This window comes from Cupriavidus necator N-1, from assembly GCF_000219215.1.
GTDB classification, from domain to species: domain Bacteria; phylum Pseudomonadota; class Gammaproteobacteria; order Burkholderiales; family Burkholderiaceae; genus Cupriavidus; species Cupriavidus necator.
The window spans coordinates 381,199-399,147 of record NC_015726.1 but is presented as its reverse complement, the minus strand read 5'-3'; the positions used below and the strand labels follow the sequence as shown (position 1 = coordinate 399,147).

The 17,949-nt window shown below is 66.6% G+C and carries 17 protein-coding genes and 1 tRNA gene; 15 read left to right on the top strand and 3 right to left on the bottom strand.

Features of this window, described 5'->3' with window-relative positions:
* The first annotated feature begins 1 nt into the window (after position 1).
* The 8 genes from lptB (at position 2) to CNE_RS01950 (ending at position 7,089) form a co-directional block, all read left to right on the top strand.
* Positions 2–802 (top strand): LPS export ABC transporter ATP-binding protein, encoded by an 801-nt coding sequence (lptB, locus tag CNE_RS01985; RefSeq protein ID WP_013955473.1) that lies wholly within the window; start codon positions 2–4, stop codon positions 800–802.
* Between the two features lie 135 nt (positions 803–937).
* Positions 938–2,419, top strand: coding sequence for an RNA polymerase factor sigma-54 (locus CNE_RS01980; RefSeq protein WP_013955472.1), 1,482 nt, complete (start codon positions 938–940; stop codon positions 2,417–2,419).
* A 48-nt stretch (positions 2,420–2,467) separates the two neighbouring features.
* Positions 2,468–2,818, top strand: a complete 351-nt coding sequence (gene hpf / locus CNE_RS01975; RefSeq protein WP_010814386.1) for a ribosome hibernation-promoting factor, HPF/YfiA family — start codon at positions 2,468–2,470, stop codon at positions 2,816–2,818.
* Positions 2,819–3,273: 455 nt separating this feature from the next.
* Complete coding sequence (gene ptsN / locus CNE_RS01970) at positions 3,274–3,729, top strand: PTS IIA-like nitrogen regulatory protein PtsN (protein WP_010814385.1); 456 nt, start codon at positions 3,274–3,276, stop codon at positions 3,727–3,729.
* A gap of 80 nt (positions 3,730–3,809) precedes the next feature.
* Positions 3,810–4,781: an HPr(Ser) kinase/phosphatase gene (gene hprK / locus CNE_RS01965; protein WP_010814384.1), complete on the top strand. Its 972-nt coding sequence runs from the start codon at positions 3,810–3,812 to the stop codon at positions 4,779–4,781.
* A 162-nt stretch (positions 4,782–4,943) separates the two neighbouring features.
* Positions 4,944–5,336: a PsiF family protein gene (locus tag CNE_RS01960; RefSeq protein ID WP_010814383.1), complete on the top strand. Its 393-nt coding sequence runs from the start codon at positions 4,944–4,946 to the stop codon at positions 5,334–5,336.
* Between the two features lie 117 nt (positions 5,337–5,453).
* Positions 5,454–6,338, top strand: coding sequence for an RNase adapter RapZ (gene rapZ / locus CNE_RS01955; RefSeq protein WP_013955471.1), 885 nt, complete (start codon positions 5,454–5,456; stop codon positions 6,336–6,338).
* A 91-nt stretch (positions 6,339–6,429) separates the two neighbouring features.
* The gene (locus tag CNE_RS01950) at positions 6,430–7,089 is read left to right on the top strand and encodes an LON peptidase substrate-binding domain-containing protein (RefSeq protein WP_013955470.1); all 660 of its coding nucleotides are present in this window, start codon (positions 6,430–6,432) and stop codon (positions 7,087–7,089) included.
* Between the two features lie 23 nt (positions 7,090–7,112).
* Here CNE_RS01950 and mutY read toward each other — a convergent pair whose 3' ends face one another.
* The 3 genes from mutY to mutM all read right to left on the bottom strand — a co-directional run bounded on the left by mutY (position 7,113) and on the right by mutM (position 11,504).
* The gene (gene mutY / locus CNE_RS01945) at positions 7,113–8,291 is read right to left on the bottom strand and encodes an A/G-specific adenine glycosylase (RefSeq protein ID WP_013955469.1); all 1,179 of its coding nucleotides are present in this window, start codon (positions 8,289–8,291) and stop codon (positions 7,113–7,115) included.
* 99 nt (positions 8,292–8,390) lie between these two features.
* On the bottom strand, positions 8,391–10,343 hold the full coding sequence (locus CNE_RS01940; RefSeq protein WP_013955468.1) for a dynamin family protein: 1,953 nt from the start codon (positions 10,341–10,343) through the stop codon (positions 8,391–8,393).
* Positions 10,344–10,625: 282 nt separating this feature from the next.
* Positions 10,626–11,504, bottom strand: coding sequence for a bifunctional DNA-formamidopyrimidine glycosylase/DNA-(apurinic or apyrimidinic site) lyase (gene mutM, locus CNE_RS01935; protein WP_013955467.1), 879 nt, complete (start codon positions 11,502–11,504; stop codon positions 10,626–10,628).
* Positions 11,505–11,657: 153 nt separating this feature from the next.
* On the opposite strand from mutM, the gene CNE_RS01930 reads away from it, so the two are divergent.
* The 7 genes from CNE_RS01930 (at position 11,658) to pth (ending at position 17,871) form a co-directional block, all read left to right on the top strand.
* The gene (locus CNE_RS01930; protein ID WP_013955466.1) at positions 11,658–13,616 is read left to right on the top strand and encodes a tetratricopeptide repeat protein; all 1,959 of its coding nucleotides are present in this window, start codon (positions 11,658–11,660) and stop codon (positions 13,614–13,616) included.
* 92 nt (positions 13,617–13,708) lie between these two features.
* Positions 13,709–14,302 carry a lipoprotein insertase outer membrane protein LolB gene (gene lolB, locus CNE_RS01925; RefSeq protein WP_013955465.1) on the top strand — a complete coding sequence of 198 codons (594 nt, stop codon included), beginning with the start codon at positions 13,709–13,711 and terminating at the stop codon, positions 14,300–14,302.
* Between the two features lie 8 nt (positions 14,303–14,310).
* Positions 14,311–15,189: a 4-(cytidine 5'-diphospho)-2-C-methyl-D-erythritol kinase gene (gene ispE, locus CNE_RS01920; protein WP_013955464.1), complete on the top strand. Its 879-nt coding sequence runs from the start codon at positions 14,311–14,313 to the stop codon at positions 15,187–15,189.
* A 59-nt stretch (positions 15,190–15,248) separates the two neighbouring features.
* Positions 15,249–15,325 (top strand) — tRNA-Gln (locus CNE_RS01915).
* Between the two features lie 94 nt (positions 15,326–15,419).
* A complete protein-coding gene (locus CNE_RS01910) occupies positions 15,420–16,373 on the top strand; it encodes a ribose-phosphate pyrophosphokinase (protein ID WP_010814374.1) in 954 nt (317 codons plus the stop codon).
* Between the two features lie 132 nt (positions 16,374–16,505).
* A complete protein-coding gene (locus CNE_RS01905) occupies positions 16,506–17,123 on the top strand; it encodes a 50S ribosomal protein L25/general stress protein Ctc (protein ID WP_013955463.1) in 618 nt (205 codons plus the stop codon).
* Positions 17,124–17,274: 151 nt separating this feature from the next.
* Positions 17,275–17,871: an aminoacyl-tRNA hydrolase gene (pth, locus tag CNE_RS01900; RefSeq protein WP_013955462.1), complete on the top strand. Its 597-nt coding sequence runs from the start codon at positions 17,275–17,277 to the stop codon at positions 17,869–17,871.
* Positions 17,872–17,949 lie beyond the last annotated feature (78 nt).

Sequence of the window (17,949 nt, the reverse complement as noted above, 5' to 3'; positions counted from 1 at the left end):
AATGACCGATACCGCAACCATCGCCGACAAGCCTTCCGTCGAAGCCTCCACCGTCCTTCCCGGCGGCAGCACGCTGGTCGTGCGCCACCTGAAGAAGCGCTATGGCTCGCGCACGGTGGTCAAGGACGTCTCGCTCGACGTGAAGAGCGGCGAGGTGGTCGGCCTGCTCGGGCCTAACGGCGCGGGCAAGACCACCTCGTTCTACATGATCGTGGGCCTGGTGGCGCTGGACGAAGGCGATATCGTGCTCGACGGCGACCACATCAGCGGCCTGCCGATCCACGAGCGCGCGCGCATGGGGCTGTCGTACCTGCCGCAGGAAGCCTCGGTGTTCCGCAAGCTCAACGTCGAAGAGAACATCCGCGCGGTGCTGGAGCTTCAGGTGAGCAACGGCAAGCCGCTGCCCAAGACCGAGATCGAGCGCCGCCTGGATTCGCTGCTCGACGACCTGCAGATCGCGCACCTGCGCAACAACCCGGCGCTGTCGCTGTCGGGCGGCGAGCGCCGCCGTGTGGAAATCGCGCGCGCGCTGGCGTCGTCGCCGCGCTTCATCCTGCTGGACGAACCCTTCGCCGGCGTGGACCCGATCGCCGTGGGCGAGATCCAACGCATCGTCAGTTTCCTCAAGGCACGCAATATCGGCGTGCTGATCACCGACCACAACGTGCGCGAGACGCTCGGCATCTGCGACCACGCCTACATCATCAGCGAAGGCACGGTGCTGGCCGCGGGCCAGCCCGAGGAAATCATCGCCAATGATGCAGTGCGGCGCGTCTACCTGGGCGAGAACTTCCGCATGTGACTTAACGGCCTGCCCGCGAGCGGCAGGCCTCTTCGCGGGTGCGCGTGGGCCCTCCCACAGCCAGCGGCGATCGGACCGCATAAGCGATAGCAATTTCCGTTCCAACAACGGAAAGATGCGCATAGAATAGCTCGCATGAAACCGTCGCTACAGCTCCGTCTTTCCCAGCATCTGGCCCTGACCCCGCAACTGCAGCAGTCGATCCGGCTGCTGCAGCTCTCCACGCTGGAACTGCAGCAAGAGGTCGAACAGGCGCTGACGGAAAACCCGCTGCTCGAGCGCGAGAACGACTGGATCGAAAGCCCGCTGCGCGTGGCGGCCGACGGCTCGGTCAACCTGCAGAGCGCACCGGCGCCCGCCCCGGCTGAGCCCCAGGGCAATGGCGAGGCTCGCGCCGACGGCGCGGGTGACGACGACAGCTATGGCGACAGCGGCAACGGCGACGACTACGGCAGCGGCGACTGGAGCCTGGACGACTTTGCCCGCCGCCCCCAGGGCGACGAGGATGAAAAAACGCCGATGCAGCTGCGCGAGGCCGAGCCCACGCTGCGCGAGTACCTGATGGAGCAGCTCACGCCGCTGAAGATCTCGGCGCGCGACAAAGGCCTGGCCATCTTCCTGATCGAATCGCTCGACGACGATGGCTACCTGAGCGCATCGCTTGAGGAGATCTGCACGGAGTTGCCGGAAGAACTCGAGTTCGAGATCGACGAAGTCCACGCCATCCTCACGCTGCTGCAGAGTTTCGACCCGCCCGGCGTGGGTGCGCGCAACGCCGCCGAGTGCCTGGCCCTGCAGTTGCGACGCCTGACGCACCCGCAACGCGAACTGGCGCTGAACATCGTTAGCAATCACCTGGAGTTGCTCGCAGTACGCGACTACACGCGGCTGAAGAAGGCGCTGCAGGTAGATGAAGTGGCACTGAAGTCCGCACACGAACTGATCCGCTCGCTGGCGCCCTACCCCGGCCATGCGTACAGCCGCCCGGAAGCGGATTTCGTGGTGCCGGACGTGTTCGTGCGCAAGGGTGGCGGCGGCTGGATCGCGCAGCTCAATCCGGATGTGATGCCGAGGCTGCGCATCAACGATATGTATGCCCAAATCCTGCGTGGCGCGAAGGGTGAGTCCGGCACGGCCGGACTGCAGCAAAAGCTGCAAGAGGCGCGCTGGCTGATCAAGAACATCCAGCAAAGGTTCGACACAATCCTGCGTGTCTCGCAGGCCATTGTCGAGCGTCAAAAGAACTTTTTCAGTCACGGCGAAATCGCCATGCGCCCCTTGGTTTTGCGGGAGATTGCCGATACACTGGGTTTACACGAGTCAACCATCTCCCGGGTGACGACCAATAAATACATGGCAACGCCGATGGGTACTTTCGAACTGAAGTACTTCTTCGGCAGCCACGTGTCCACCGAAACCGGTGGCGCGGCTTCATCAACGGCCATCCGCGCCTTGATCAAGCAACTGATAGGAGCCGAAGACCCGAGGAATCCCCTTTCCGACAGTCGCATTGCCGAACTGCTGGGTGAGCAAGGCTTTGTTGTTGCGCGCCGCACTGTTGCCAAGTATCGCGAAGCCCTGAAGATCCCCGCAGTCAATCTCCGCAAGTCTTTGTAGCCGAGCCCACCGCCTGCCTGGTGAGGCTCTTTCAGAAGGAGAAGCGCTATGAACTTCAAGATCAGTGGACACCACCTGGACATCACGCCCCCTCTGCGTGAGTACGTGGAAACGAAGCTGGAGCGAATCGTCAGGCATTTCGATCAGGTCATTGGCGTTAGCGTGCTGCTCTCTGTCGACAACCACAAGGAAAAGGACCGGCGTCAGTACGCGGAAATTAATCTACATCTCAAGGGCAAGGACATCTTTGTCGAGGCGCATCACGAAGACCTATATGCAGCGATCGACGCACTCGTCGACAAGCTGGACCGTCAGGTGATCCGCTACAAGGATCGCGTGCAAGGCCACGACCGCGAAGCGGTCAAGTACCAGATGGCCGCAGCGCAAATGCAGCAATGACCGTGCCCGGCAGCCCCGCAGCGGGCTGCTGAATCAGGATTGAACAGGCAAGCCGCGCCACGAAGCGCGGCTTTTTTGCGCCCTTGCGTTCCGGGTTGCCGCCGGCATGCCGCGCCCGCACTGGCGGTGCGGCCCGGCTGTGGCGCCGGAGCCAACGCTTTTCACCCGAATGGGCAAGAGTGTTCGCAAGCGCAGCGCCAAGGTGTATGCTGCGCCATACAAAGAGAGGGAATCCTGGCCGCGCCCCGCATCGGTGCGCCGGCTCCCGGCCCGGAGGCACGATTGCATCACCATGTATCGTTCTGCACCGGCTTGCCCCGCTGCGCTGCACAATACGGGGGTAGTCGCTGCTCTATAATGGGCCGGACGCCTCCGGCCAGGCCAACGGCAGCCCGGAGCCAGCCCACTGCCCCGCGGAACGATCTGCCCGCTAACTGAAATCCTGCGCATCGCCCATGAATCGTTTGGCCAAATTGCTGCCACCCGGCAACATCACCCTGGACGTCAGCGTCACCAGCAAGAAGCGTGTGTTCGAGCAGGCCGGGCTCCTCTTCGAGAACAACCATGGTGTGGCGCGCGCCATCGTGACGGACAACCTGTTCGCGCGCGAGTCGCTGGGATCCACCGGCCTGGGCGCCGGCGTGGCGATCCCGCACGGCCGCATCAAGGGCCTGAAGCAGCCGCTGGCCGCCTTCATGCGCCTGGCCGAGCCGATTCCGTTCGAATCGCCGGATGGCAAGCCGGTATCGCTGCTGATCTTCCTGCTGGTGCCCGAACAGGCTACGCAGCAGCACCTGGAAATCCTGTCAGAAATCGCGCAACTGCTTTCCGACCGCGACATGCGCGAAGGACTGGCCACGCTGCCGACGCCCGATGCCGTCCATCAGCTGCTGATCGCATGGCATCCCTGATCCCCTGATCCCCCAGGCGGGCCGGCACCAGACCGGGCAGGCGCCAGGCGCTTCGCAAACCGCCCCACCAGTCATACCGCATGGAACTCACCGGCGTCACCTCCCAGTCCATCTTCGACGACAACGCAGCCGACATCAAACTCTCGTGGGTGGCCGGCCTGGAAGGCGCGGACCGCGCCTTCGACGTGGAGTTCGCCCGCGAAGCCACCTCCGCCGCCGACCTGGTGGGCCACCTGAACCTGATCCACCCCAACCGCATCCAGGTGCTCGGCAAGCCCGAAATCACTTATTACCAGCGGCTGGACGATGAGACCCGCAAGCGCCAGATGGGCGAGCTGATCCTGTTGGAGCCGCCCTTCCTGGTGATCGCCGACGGCATGGAGCCGCCGCCCGACCTGGAACTGCGCTGCACGCGCTCGTCCACGCCGCTGTTCACCACGCCGGTGTCGTCGGCCGCGGTGATCGACCACTTGCGCCTGTACCTGTCGCGCATCTCCGCGCCGCGCGTGACCATGCACGGGGTCTTCCTCGACATCCTGGGCATGGGCGTGCTGATCATGGGCGAATCGGGCCTGGGCAAGAGCGAACTGGGCCTGGAACTGATCTCGCGCGGCCACGGGCTGGTGGCCGACGATGCCGTGGACTTCGTGCGCCTGGGGCCGGATTTTATCGAAGGCCGCTGCCCGCCGCTGCTGCAGAACCTGCTTGAAGTGCGCGGCCTGGGCCTGCTCGACATCAAGACCATCTTCGGTGAGACCGCGGTGCGGCGGAAGATGAAGATCAAACTGGTGGTGCAGTTGGTGCGCCGCAACGACGGCGAGTTCGAGCGGCTGCCGCTCGATTCGCAATACCTGGACGTGCTGGGCCTGCCGATCCACATGGTCAAGATCCAGGTGGCGGCCGGGCGCAACCTGGCCGTGCTGGTCGAGGCCGCGGTGCGCAACACCATCCTGCGCCTGCGCGGCATCGATACGCTGCGCGACTTCATGGACCGGCAGCGCGCCGCGATGCAGGCCGATGCGGTTTCGCGCGGCCAGGGCCGCCTGCTCTGAGCCCCAGCGTTTTCATTTGCTTACAACGGCGTTGACGCAGAACGTCAACGTGCTTCAGGCATGCTCCGTTTTGTGCTGTAATGGGCATCGCGCCCGTTACGGAAGCTGCAACGCCGGCAATGGCGCGCGGCCATGAAGTTTTCCACACCCAGGAGAGCAAGCATGAAGAAACTGATCGCGATGTGCGCGCTGGTCACCCCGATGATCGCCGCCAGCGCTTTTGCACAGACCACGGCCACGCCGGCAACCCCCGCCACGCCAGCCAAGCCAGCGGCCACCGCACCGGCAACGCCGGCCATGCCTGCCACGCCCGCCACCCCGGCTACCCCGGACAAGCCCGCAGCCAACGCCCAGCAGGACAAGATGAAGGCCTGCAATACGCAAGCCGCCGGCAAGAAGGGCGACGAACGCAAGGCGTTCATGAAGGAATGCCTGTCCAAGGGCGCGTCCAAGACCCAGCAGGAGAAAATGGCTTCCTGCAGCAAGTCGGGCAAGGGCAAGAAGGGCGACGAATACAAGGCCTACATGAAGGAATGCCTGTCCAAGGCAGCCTGAGCCGCACCCAGCGCCGCAAACTGACGGCAAAAGCATGGCGAACCGCGAGGTTCGCCATGCTTGCTTTGTGCGTGGTGTCATGACGCCTTCATCACGTGATGCTATGCTTCAGTTGCTATGCGCATCATCCTCATCACCGGCATATCCGGTTCCGGCAAGTCCGTCGCACTGAACGTGCTCGAAGACGCAGGCTACTACTGCGTGGACAACCTGCCGGCTCAGTTCATCCCGGAACTGACCCGCTACCTCGACAGCCAGGGCTATACGCACCTGGGCGTCGCCACTGACATCCGCAGCCGCGAGTCGCTCGACCAGCTGCCCGACACCGTGCGCGCGCTGGCCGCGGAGCACCAGGTCGAGGTGGTGTTCCTGACCGCCAGCACCGACGCACTGGTGCAGCGCTATTCCGAGACGCGCCGCCGCCACCCGCTGTCGGTGCGTACCGACGGCATGCCGGGCCCTGGCGTTGAACCGGCCTTCAACGACACCGCGCTGATGGAAGCGATCGAGATGGAGCGCGCGCTGCTGAGCCCGCTGGCCGAGGCCGCGCACCGCATCGACACCAGCAATGTGCGCACCAATACGCTGCGCAGCTGGATCAAGGAGCTGATCCGCGACGACAGCCAGCGGCTGACGCTGCTGTTCGAGTCGTTCGGCTTCAAGCATGGCGTGCCCAGCGATGCGGACATGGTGTTCGACGTGCGCTCGCTGCCCAACCCCTATTACGACCTGGCCTTGCGCCCGCTGACGGGGCGTGACACGCCGGTGATCGACTTCCTGCAGGCCCAGCCAATGGTGCTGGCAATGGCCGAGGATATCCGCGCCTATGTGGAAAAGTGGCTGCCAAGCTTCATTGCCGACAACCGCAGCTACCTGACCGTTGCGATCGGCTGCACCGGCGGGCAGCATCGCTCGGTCTATATTACGGAAAGGCTTGCCAACTACTTCCGGGCGCATGGTAATGTGCTGGTGAGACACCGAGAGCTCGCACCGGCGGGCTGACGCAGGCGGGACTGCCCACTGGCATCACTGGCATCTGCGCACCGCGTTGGCCGGCTGGCCCATTGCTGCGCGATACCCAAGCTGGCACTGCATGTCCTCGACCGACCTCTACCGTCCCACGGGATCAGAAGTTCCGCCACGGACGCTCGACAACCTGCCGCTGTTCCCGTTGCACACCGTGCTGTTTCCCGGTGGACGGCTGCCATTGCGCGTGTTCGAGGCGCGCTATGTCGACATGGTGCGCAACTGCTTGCGCGACAACACACCCTTTGGCGTTTGCCTGATCGAAAGCGGCGAGGAAGTGGCCCGGCCGGACCAGCCTACCGTGCCCGAGCTGGTCGGCTGCCTGGCGGAAATCGTCGACTGCAACATGGAGCAGCTGGGCGTGCTGCTGATCCGCGCGCGCGGCCGCGAGCGCTTCCATATCGTCAGCCATGACACCCGCGACGACGGCCTGCTGGTCGCCCGCGCCGAGGTGCTGCCCCCCGACATCATCGACTGCAAGCTGGAGCTGCTGGGCGAATGCCTGGATGCGCTGCGGCGCATTGTCACGCGGCTGCACGCCGAGCACCCTGACCGGCTGCCGTTCGACGAGCCCTACCTGTGGGACGACCCGAGCTGGGTCGCCAACCGGCTGTGTGAGTTGCTGCCGGTGCCGCTCAAGGCCAAGCAGATGCTGATGGCGCTGCCCGATGCCGGCATGCGCATCGAGATCGTGCACCGCTACATGCGCCAGAACCACATGCTCTAGGCGCGGATCCCCAACCCCAGACTTCAGAACAGCCCGCCGCGCGCCTGGTCCTCCAGCAGCCTGCGCACCGGCGCGGGCGTCCCCACCGCATCGAGATCGTCAAGCGAGATCCAGCGCTGCGCGGCTTCCGCGGCGCTGTCCTGCGCCATCAGGCTTGCGCCGTCCGCACTCACATCGACCCGGATGGCACGGATCAGCAGGCGGAAGTGCGTGAACACATGGGTCAGCTCGCCGGTCAGCGCGGCGCGCGCGGGCTTGCCGAAGGCTCTGGCATAGTCGAGCGCCGCCGCCTCGGCGACTTCCGCGTCGAAGGGCACGCTGTCGACCGGCATCTCAGGCAGGCTCCACAGCCCGCCCCAGATGCCGCTGCCGGGGCGCAGGCGCAGCAGCACTTCGCGCTGGCGCCGCACCAGCAGCATCACCGTGCTGCGCTCGGGGATGGCCGCGCGCGGCTTGGGCGTGGGCAGCACGCCGGTGAGACCGTCGCGGCGCGCCACGCAGTCGGCCGACAGCGGGCACGCGCCGGCATCGGCCAGGCAGGCCGGCTTGCCGCGCGAGCATACCGTGGCGCCCAGGTCCATCAGCCCTTGCGTATAGGCGATCATGTCCTCGGCCTGGCGCGGGCCTGCCGCCGGCAAGGCCAGCTCGGCCAGCTGCCACATGCGCGTTTCCACCACGCGCTCGCCCGGATGGCCGTGGATGCCGAAGCAGCGCGCGAACACGCGCTTGACGTTGCCGTCCAGGATCGGCGAGCGCACGCCGGCGCTGAACGCGGCGATCGCCGCGGCGGTGGAGCGGCCGATGCCGGGCAACGTGGCCAGCAGCGCGGGATCGGTCGGGAAACGGCCACCGTGCTCGCTCACCACCTGCATGGCGCAGCGGTGCAGGTTGCGCGCGCGCGAGTAGTAGCCCAGCCCCGCCCATAGCGCCATGACCTGGTCGGCAGGCGCCGCCGCCAGTGCCTGCACCGTGGGCAGCTGCGAGACAAAGCGCTGGAAGTAGTCGATCACCGCGCTCACCTGGGTCTGCTGCAGCATGATCTCCGACAGCCAGATGCGGTACGGGTCGCGCGTGTTCTGCCACGGCAGGTCGTGCCGGCCATGCTGGCGCTGCCAGTCGACCACGCGGGCGCCGAAGTCGGGCGGCACGCGGATATCGTCGGGGATGGCGGGAACGGCACGGGGGGCTGGTTTGCGGGGCATCTGGGTGAAACGTTCTGAAGCGCGGGGGCACGGCGGCGCACCAAAGTAAATGGCGCCGCTCAGTGCGGCGCCACATGATATACCGGCTTCAGGATCTGGCTACGCCACCGCAAGGCTCGCGCTGTCGGCGGCGGCCGTCGGCCGCAGCAGCCGCTGCGCGTAGCCCTCGATACGGCCGCTGCGCTCGTCCAGGCCGTTGAGCACTTCCTCGAGCTCGGCAATGCGGCTTTCCAGCGTGTCGGTGGCCTCGTGGATGCGCTCGATCGAATCGACGCGCCGGCGCAGCTGCTTCTGGTGCTCGCGCACCTGCGCCTCCAGCGGCGTCATCACCGACTTGAGCCAGACCTCGATATCGCGGTTCAGGTCGCGGAAGTTCTCCAGCACGCGGCTGGCCATGGTGCTGAAGGCGCTCTGCACCAGCTGCGGGCGCGAGCGCGTCAGCATGCTGACCGTGCCGAAGTGCGCATGCACCAGGCGCAGCGTTTCCTCAAGCTCGGCCACGTAGCGCTCGGCAGTGAACTGCATCGGCGCGGGCAGCGTGAAGCCGTGCTCGGCGTTGAAGCGCCGGTACATGCTTTCGATCAGCTGGTGCAGCTGGCTGATCTTGTTGTCGGCATCGGTCACCAGCCTGGTCAGCTGCGCGAACAGCGCGTCCATGTCTTCGCGCAGGCCGCGCGAGAAGAAGCGCTCTTTCATCTGCTCGCGCGCGCTGCGCATGGTGAGGCGCACGTCGCGCAGCTGCAGGCTCTTGATGATGTCGGCACTGTGGCGGCCGAAGACCAGGCGCAGCGCCTGGAACTTGCTGATGCTCTGCTCGAACTCTTCCTTCTCGCCCTGCACGCGCATCAGCATGTGCTTGACCATCGCGTGGTTCTTGCCGCGCAGGCCGCGCAGCTCGAACAGCTGCTCGACGATATCGCGGCGGCGGGTCTGCAGCAGCTGCTGCGCGGCGCGCGCCATGTCCTGCACCAGGCGGTGCGCCTGGTCTGAAACGATCTCGCGCCGGCGCGGGATCAGCTGGTCGGACAGCACGTGCTCGAACTCGGGCAGGCCGCTGCGCGCCAGCAGCTCGTCGTCGTGCGTGACCTTGGCCACCAGGCCTTTCTGCGCCGATACCGGATAGACGCGCGACTGCTCGATACCCAGCACCTGCCCGGTGGTGGACACCTGCCGCGCAATCTCCTGCGCGATCTCGCCCGGCTCGCGCAGCGGATCCCACAGCCCGTCGATCTTGTTGAGCACCGCCAGGCAGCCGCGCCGGTGGCCGGCGCCGACATGGCTGCGCCACAGCTCCAGGTCGCTCTTGGTGACACCCGCATCGGCGGCCAGCACGAACACCACCACATGGGCGTCGGGGATCAGCCGCAGCGTCAGCTCGGGCTCGGTGCCGATCGCATTCAGGCCCGGCGTGTCCAGGATCACCAGGCCCTGGCGCAGCAGCGGATGCGGGAAATTGATGACGGCGTGGCGCCAGCGCGAGATCTCGACCATGCCCTCGGCATCGACCGCGTAGGCGGCATCGGGATCGTTCTCGTGGTACAGGCCCAGCGCCTCGGCCTGCGCGGGCGGCACGCGCACGGTCTGCACCACGTGCTGGAACGCAGCCAGCATGCCCTCGGGCGAAGACGGGTCCAGCGGCACCGAATGCCAGTGCGAAGCCGAGGTGCCGGCCTCCAGGAAGTCAGCGGTAGAGGCCTCCTGCAGGCGTGTCTCGATCGGCAGCAGCCGGATGCACGGCGGCTCGGCCTCGTCATAGCGCAGCTCGGTCGGGCACATCGTGGTGCGCCCCGCCGACGACGGCAGGATGCGGCGCCCGTAGTCGGCAAAGAAGATGGCGTTGATCAGCTCGCTCTTGCCGCGCGAGAACTCGGCAATAAAGGCGACCTTGAGGCGGTCGCTGCGCAGCACGCTCTGGATGCGCTGCACGCGGTCATCGGCCTGGGCGTCGTACAGGTCGTGCTGCTGCAGCCAGGACTGGAATTCGGCCAGTGACTGGAGGACCCCGGTTCTCCAGGCGCCGTATTGTTCGAATTGATGGGCGAGCGTTGTCATGGAGCTGTTCGGCTGACTTGGTTTTACCTCGGGGCACGCCGCTTTCGCGCTGCGCCCGTGTTCGCGCAATGCCGGCCCGACCACTGTCTACCCTGCAAGCAGTCGGGCCATTTTGTAACTTTTTATGACTGCACACACGATACAGGTTTCCACAGCGGTTTTGTGGAATTCACGTCCCTCGGTCATGGCTTGCACAAGGAGTGTTGCGCCGACCCATCGACAATCGCCGGCGGCGCGCATTGTGCGCCACACGGCGCCTGCCCGGGCGGCTGCCGCCAGGGCTCAGTGCTGGCAGTTCGGGCAGTAGAAGGTGGAACGCTGGCCCTGCACGATCTGGCGCACCGGCGTGGCGCAGACGCGGCACGGCTGGCCGGCGCGGTCGTAGACCAGGCAATCAAGCTGGAAATAGCCGCTGGCGCCGTCGCTGCCGACAAAGTCGCGCAGCGTGCTGCCCCCGCGCTCGATCGCCTGCGCCAGGGTCTCGCGCACCGCCTGCGCCAGGCGGTCGCAGCGCGCGCGGCTCAGGCGCCCGGCCGGGGTGGTCGGGCGGATGCCGGCGCGGAACAGACTCTCGGACGCATAGATATTACCGACGCCCACCACGATGCCACCGGCCAGCAGCACGGTCTTAATGGCGGCGCTGCGCCCGCGCGTGTGGCGGTGCAGCCAGGCGCCGTCGAAGGCAGGATCGAAGGGCTCGATGCCGAGCGTGCGCAGCAGCGGATGCGACGGCAGTTCGGCCTCGGGCAGCGTGCTCCACAGGATGGCGCCGAAGCGACGCGGATCGCGAAAGCGCAGCACGATGGTGCCCGGTTGGGTGCCCAGCGCGGCGCCGGGCGCGGGGGCCAGCAACAGGTCCAGGTGGTCGTGCGCGCCAGGCGGCGGCGCATCGGGCAGCACCCGCAGCGTGCCGGTCATGCCCAGGTGGACCAGCAGCCAGCCGGCCGACTCGCCCGCCGCCTCGCTCACGCATTCCAGCAGCAGGTATTTGCCGCGGCGCTCGATCCGGCGCACCACGCGCTGGGCCAGCCGCATTTCCAGTTCCGGATCGACCGGCCAGCGCAGGCCGCGGTGGCGCACCGTGACCGCGGCGATGCGCCGCCCCACCACATGCGGCAGCAAGCCGCGCCGGGTCACTTCGACCTCGGGCAATTCTGGCATCGAACCTCTCCGTTGGTTACCGCTCAAAACTCCTGCGGCGCCTGTGGGCACCGGCCCGCGGCGCCAAGCAGCGCATTGTAGCGGCAGGCTACAATGGCCTCATCAATGCGTTTTCTCCCATCCTTCGCCAGCGCGCGCCGGAGCAATCACTACATGTCGGACCTCATGCCGGACCTGATGCCGGACTCCACGTTGCAAGCCACCGCGGGCGGCCTCCCGATCGCTTTTCCAGGCGCCGTTCCCCGCACAGCGCGCACGGCTGGCGCCCTGGCCCGGTTTTTCCAGGCGCCGCGCCGCCATGCGCGTGCGCTGGCCGCCTCGGCATTGCTGGCCCTGGCCGCCGGCGCCAGCCATGCCGCGCCGCCCGCGGGCGCCATGCCATTGCCATCGGCACTGCAGCTGGCCGCGGCCGAAAGCGAGCGCCCCGCCGCCGCCAGCAAGCCGGCACGCAGCGCGCTGCCGTCGCTGGAGCTGACCGACGACATCGTCTATATGGTGCTGGCCGCGGAGATTTCCATGCAGCGGGGCCTGGTCGGCCCGGCCTACCGGACCTACATGGAACTGGCCCGGCAGACCCGCGACCCGCGCTTCGCGCAGCGCGCCACCGAGATCGCCTTCAATGCGCGCATCCCGCAGCAGGCGCTGGACTCGGCGCGCCTGTGGAAGGAGATTTCGCCGACTTCACCCGCCGCAAATCAGGTGCTGTCGACGCTGCTGGTGCTCAACGGCCGCTGGGACGATGCCCGGCCCCTGCTGCAGCAACAGCTGGCGGCGGTGCCGGCCACCCATCGCGGCGAGGCCATCCTGCAGCTGCAGCAGCAGCTGTCGCGCACCAGCGATCCGGCCGGCGCGGCCACACTGCTGCAGGACCTGACCAAGAATGACACCAAGCTGCCTGAAACGCAGCTGGCCCTGGCGCGCGCCAGGGAAGTCGCCGGCGACGAGCCGGGCGCGCTCGCCGCGCTCGACCAGGCGCTGCGGCTGCGCCCGGACTATGAAGCGGCCGCGCTGATGGCGGCCGAGCTGCGCGCCGAGAAACAGCCCGACGAAGCCGTCGCGATCCTGAAGCGCTTCCTGGACAAGTCGCCCGATTCGGTCAACGGCCATATCACGCTGGCGCGGCTGTACCTGCTGCGCAATGACATGCAGTCGGCCCGGCAGGAGTTCGAGACGCTGCGCAAGGTAGCCCCGGGCGACCCGCGCGTGCCGCTGGCATTGGGCCTGACCAGCCTGCAGGCCAAGAACTATGGCGAGGCCGAGCAGTACCTGAAGGAATACTTGCAGCTGGTCGAGAAGCAGCCCACCGCCAACCCCGACATTGCCTACCAGTACCTGGCGCAGATCGCCGAGGAGCGCAAGGACTACGCCGGTGCCATCCAGTGGCTGGACCGCATCGAGGACATCCGGCTGGCGCCCGCGGCCACCGCCAAGCGCGCACAGTTGCTGGCGCGCATGGGCAAGCTCGACGACGCCCAGGCGCTCTTCGGCGAGATGCTCACCGACGCCGAGGACATCCCCGATCCCGGCCAGCGCACGCAGCGCGTGACCGCCATCCGCCAGGCCGAGGTGGCCACGCTGATGGAAAGCAAGGCCTATGACCGCGCCCGCAAGCTGCTCAACGACCGCGTCACGGCCGAGCCCGACAACGCCGACTGGATCTACGAGCTGGCCATGCTCGACGAGCGCCAGAAGCGCTACGACAGCATGGAAAAGGGCCTGCGCAAGGTGATCGCGCTGCAGCCGCAGCAGAAGCAGGGCTACAACGCCCTGGGCTACTCGCTGGCCGACCGCAACGAGCGCCTGCCCGAGGCGCTCAAGCTGCTGGAGCGCGCCTCCGAGCTGGGGCCGGATGATCCGTACATCATGGACAGCCTGGCCTGGGTCAAATTCCGCATGGGCGACCTGCGCCCGGCGGCCGACCTGCTGCGCAACGCCTATTCCAAGGCGCCCGAGGCCGAGATCGGCGCGCACCTGGGCGAGGTGCTGTGGCAGCTCGGCGAGCACGACGAAGCGCGCAAGACCTGGACCGAGGCCGTCCGGACCGATCCCGAGAACGAGACCCTGGTCGACACGCTGCGCCGCTACAAGGTCAACATGCAACTGTCCAAGTAACCCCGCCGCCGCGGCCCGCAGCCCGGGTCCGCGGCGCCGGATTCCCGTCAGCCGGCGGCCGCCGCCGCGCCGCCGTCCTCACGACCAAGCCCATGAACCGATCCCGACGCCTGGCGCTCCTCTGCCTTGGCGCCCCGCTGCTGCTGCAGGCGTGTGCCAGCGTGGCACCGTCGCGCAGCTTTGATGGCGACCAGGCCGCCGCCAGCCAGCAATACACCGGCCGCTTCTCCGCCAACTACGTGCGCTACGGGCGCGACGAAGGCGTGCAGGGAAGCTTCCGCTGGGAAGAGCAGGGCCGCAACGTGCGACTGGACCTGGTGTCCCCGCTTGGCCAGACCCTGGCCGTGGTGACCGCCACGCCGTCCGGCGCCACGCTCGACCTGCCCAACCAGCCGCCGCGCAACGCGCCCGAGGTCGACACCCTGATGGAAGAAGCACTTGGCTTTGCGCTGCCGGTGTCCGGCATGCGCGACTGGCTGCACGGCCGCGCCACCAAGGGCGCGCCCGCGCGCACCACGCGCGACGAGCAGGGCCGGCTGGCAACGCTGGCGCAGAACGGCTGGACCGTGCGCTACGTCGCCTGGCAGGAAGCGGCCGCCCAGGTGCCGCGCCGCATCGACCTGGCGCGCGACGCCGGCAGCAATCCGCTGTCGGTGCGCCTCGTGATCGATCCCCAGACGCCGTGAACCACGCCATGCACCGCAGCCAGCCCCTGCCCCCGCCCGAACTGCGCGACTGCCCCGCGCCGGCCAAGCTCAACCTGTTCCTGCACGTGACCGGCCGCCGCGCCGACGGCTACCACACGCTGCAGACCGTGTTCCAGCTGGTCGACTGGTGCGACACGCTGCATTTCCGCAGGCGCGATGACGGCCTCATCGCACGTGTCACCGACGTGCCCGGCGTGCCGGCCGACACAGACCTGACAGTGCGCGCCGCGCGCGCCTTGCAGGCTGCCAGCGGCACGGCCTTCGGCGCCGATATCGCCATCGACAAGGTGCTGCCGATGGGCGGCGGCATCGGTGGCGGCTCGTCCGATGCCGCCACCACGCTGCTGGCGCTGAATCACCTGTGGGGACTGGGCCTTGCGCGTGCCGAACTGATGCGCATCGGCCTCGCGCTGGGCGCCGACGTGCCGGTGTTCGTGTTGGGCCAGAACGCCTTTGCACAGGGCATCGGCGAGGACCTGACGCCAGTCGAGCTGCCCGACAGCTGGTTCGTAGTCATCCACCCGAAACAGCATGTCCCCACCGCTGAAATTTTTTCGGACGAGTGCTTGACAAGGGATACGCCGCTCTCCATAATTGCGGTCTTCGCTGCTCGCACAAACAAATTCGATTTCGGTCGCAACGACCTGGAACCGATAGCAACAGCGAAGTTCGGCGAAGTCGCCCGAGCCCTAGCATGGCTGAAGCAACACAATCAGCATGCCAGGATGACCGGTTCCGGAGCCTGCGTGTTTGCGCGTTTTCCCGACGCAGCAACAGCACAGCAGGTTTTGGAAAGGTTGCCCCCTGAATGGGATGGCAGGTGTGTGCGCAGTCTGGCACGTCATCCGCTCGCAGCGCTCGCGTAGCAAGTTTTCGTTCGGCGCGGTACGGCAGTCTGGTACCACGAAGAACGGCCCGGTTGTGTAGGGGAGTCGCCAAGTTGGTCAAGGCACCGGATTTTGATTCCGGCATTCGAAGGTTCGAATCCTTCTTCCCCTGCCATTACATTCCTATAGTGTCCTTACGGACCCTCTGTATCAGTCACCGGCTTTGCCGGTGACACCAAGCTCCCCCAGCAGCAAGACAGGTGCCCCGAATGAGCAGCGAAGGCTTGATGGTATTTACCGGCAACGCCAACCCCAAACTCGCGGAGGCTGTCGTACAGCACCTCGGCATTCCTCTGGGCAAGGCGTTGGTTGGCCGTTTCTCCGACGGCGAAGTTCAAGTTGATATCCAGGAAAACGTTCGCGGCAAGCACGTCATCGTGCTGCAGTCCACCTGCGCGCCGACCAACGACAACCTGATGGAACTGATGGTGATGGTCGACGCGCTCAAGCGCGCCTCGGCACGCAGCATCACCGCCGCCATGCCCTACTTCGGCTATGCCCGCCAGGACCGCCGCCCGCGTTCGGCGCGCGTCGCGATCTCGGCCAAGGTCGTGGCCAACATGCTGGAAGTCGCCGGTGTCGAGCGCGTGCTGACGATGGACCTGCACGCTGACCAGATCCAGGGCTTCTTCGATATTCCCGTCGACAACATCTACGCTTCGCCGGTACTGCTGGGCGACCTGCGCGAGAAGAACTACGGCGACCTGCTGGTGGTGTCGCCGGACGTCGGCGGCGTGGTCCGTGCCCGCGCACTGGCCAAGGAACTGAACTGCGACCTGGCGATCATCGACAAGCGTCGTCCCAAGGCCAATGTGGCCGAGGTGATGAACATCATCGGTGAAGTCGACGGCCGCAACTGCGTCATCATGGATGACATGATCGACACGGGCGGCACGCTGTGCAAGGCCGCCCAGGTGCTGAAGGAGCGCGGCGCGCTGAAGGTCTTCGCCTACTGCACGCACCCGGTGCTGTCGGGTGGCGCGGCCGCCCGCATCGCGGACTCGGCGCTGGACGAAGTGGTGGTGTGCGACACCATCCCGCTGTCCGAAGAAGCCGCCAAATGCACCAAGATCCGCCAGCTCTCGACCGCCCCGCTGCTGGCCGAGACCTTCACCCGCATCGTCAAGGGCGACTCGATCATGTCGCTGTTTGCGGGTTCCTGATAGAATTTAGGGCTTTACTGCGTTGATCGCCGTTTTTCAGCGATCAACGTGACCTGATCGGCGCATCATTTTCTGTTTGCGCCGCAACGAGGCTGTCTGGTCGCGGACAGCCTTCTTACATTTGGAGTCATCATGAAAGTTGTCGCTTTCGAGCGTAGCGTACAGGGAACGGGTGCGAGCCGCCGCCTGCGCAATTCGGGCAAGACCCCCGGCATCATCTACGGCGGCGCCGCCGAACCGAAGATGATCGAACTGGATCACAACGCGCTGTGGCACGCCCTGAAGAAGGAAGCGTTCCACTCGTCGATCCTGGAACTGGAAGTCGCTGGCAAGTCGGAACAGGCCCTGCTGCGCGCATTCCAGATGCACCCGTTCAAGCCGCTGGTGCTGCACGTCGATTTCCAGCGCGTGTCGGCCAACGACAAGATCCACGTCAAGGTGCCCCTGCACTTCATGAACCAGGAAACCGCTCCTGGCGTGAAGCTGGGCCACGGCATCGTCAACCACATCGTGAACGACCTGGAAGTGTCGTGCCTGCCGGCCGACCTGCCTGAGTTCATCGAAGTGGACCTGGCCGCCGCCGAGCTGAACCAGACCCTCCACCTGTCGGACATCAAGCTGCCGAAGGGCGTGACCGTGATCACCCACGGTGACGACAACCCGGCTATCGCCAGCATCTCGCAACCGGCTGGTGCCGTGTCGGAAGCTGCCGAAGGTGGCGAAGCCGCTGGCGAAACGCCGGCTGCCTAAGCTGCAGCAGCGGTTGCGGCCTGCCGGCCGCGCCACGAAGAAACCGCCGCTTCTTGCGGCGGTTTTTTTTCGCCCGGCAGCCGTCTGCCGGTTTTTCGGTATCCTTGGCGCTTGTGGCGCAGCCTTGCGCGCCAACGACCCAGTCAAACGCATGATCAAGCTCATCGTCGGCCTCGGCAATCCCGGTGCGGAGTACGAGGCCACCCGACACAACGCCGGCTTCTGGCTGGTGGACCAGCTGGCCCGCATGGGCGGCGCCACGATGCGCGTGGAGGGCCGCTTCCACGGCCTAGCCGCGCGTGCGCGGCTGTGGGACCAGGATATCTGGCTGCTCAAGCCGTCGACCTTCATGAACCGCTCCGGGCTGGCCGTGGTGTCGCTCGCGCGCTTCTACAAGGTCCTCCCCGACGAGATCGTGGTCGCGCACGACGAGATGGACCTGCCGGCGGGCGCGGCCAAGCTCAAACGCGGCGGCGGCGCGGGCGGCCACAACGGGCTCAAGGACATCTCGGCCCACCTGTCCACGCAGGACTACTGGCGCCTGCGCCTGGGCGTGGGCCATCCGCGCAACGCGCCCGGCGGCGCCGGCGCGGGCCGCGAGGACGTGGTCAACTTCGTGCTCAAACCGCCGCGGCGCGAGGAGCAGGAAGCCATCGATGCCGCCATCGACCGCTGCATCGACCCGCTCGGCCTGCTGGCGCGCGGCGATGCCGAACGCGCCATGGCGCAGCTGCACACCACGCGCTGACAAATACGCACATCCCTGCGACAACAGCATGAAAACGGGCCGCATCTGCGGCCCGTCGTCATTTGGCGGTCCAAGACT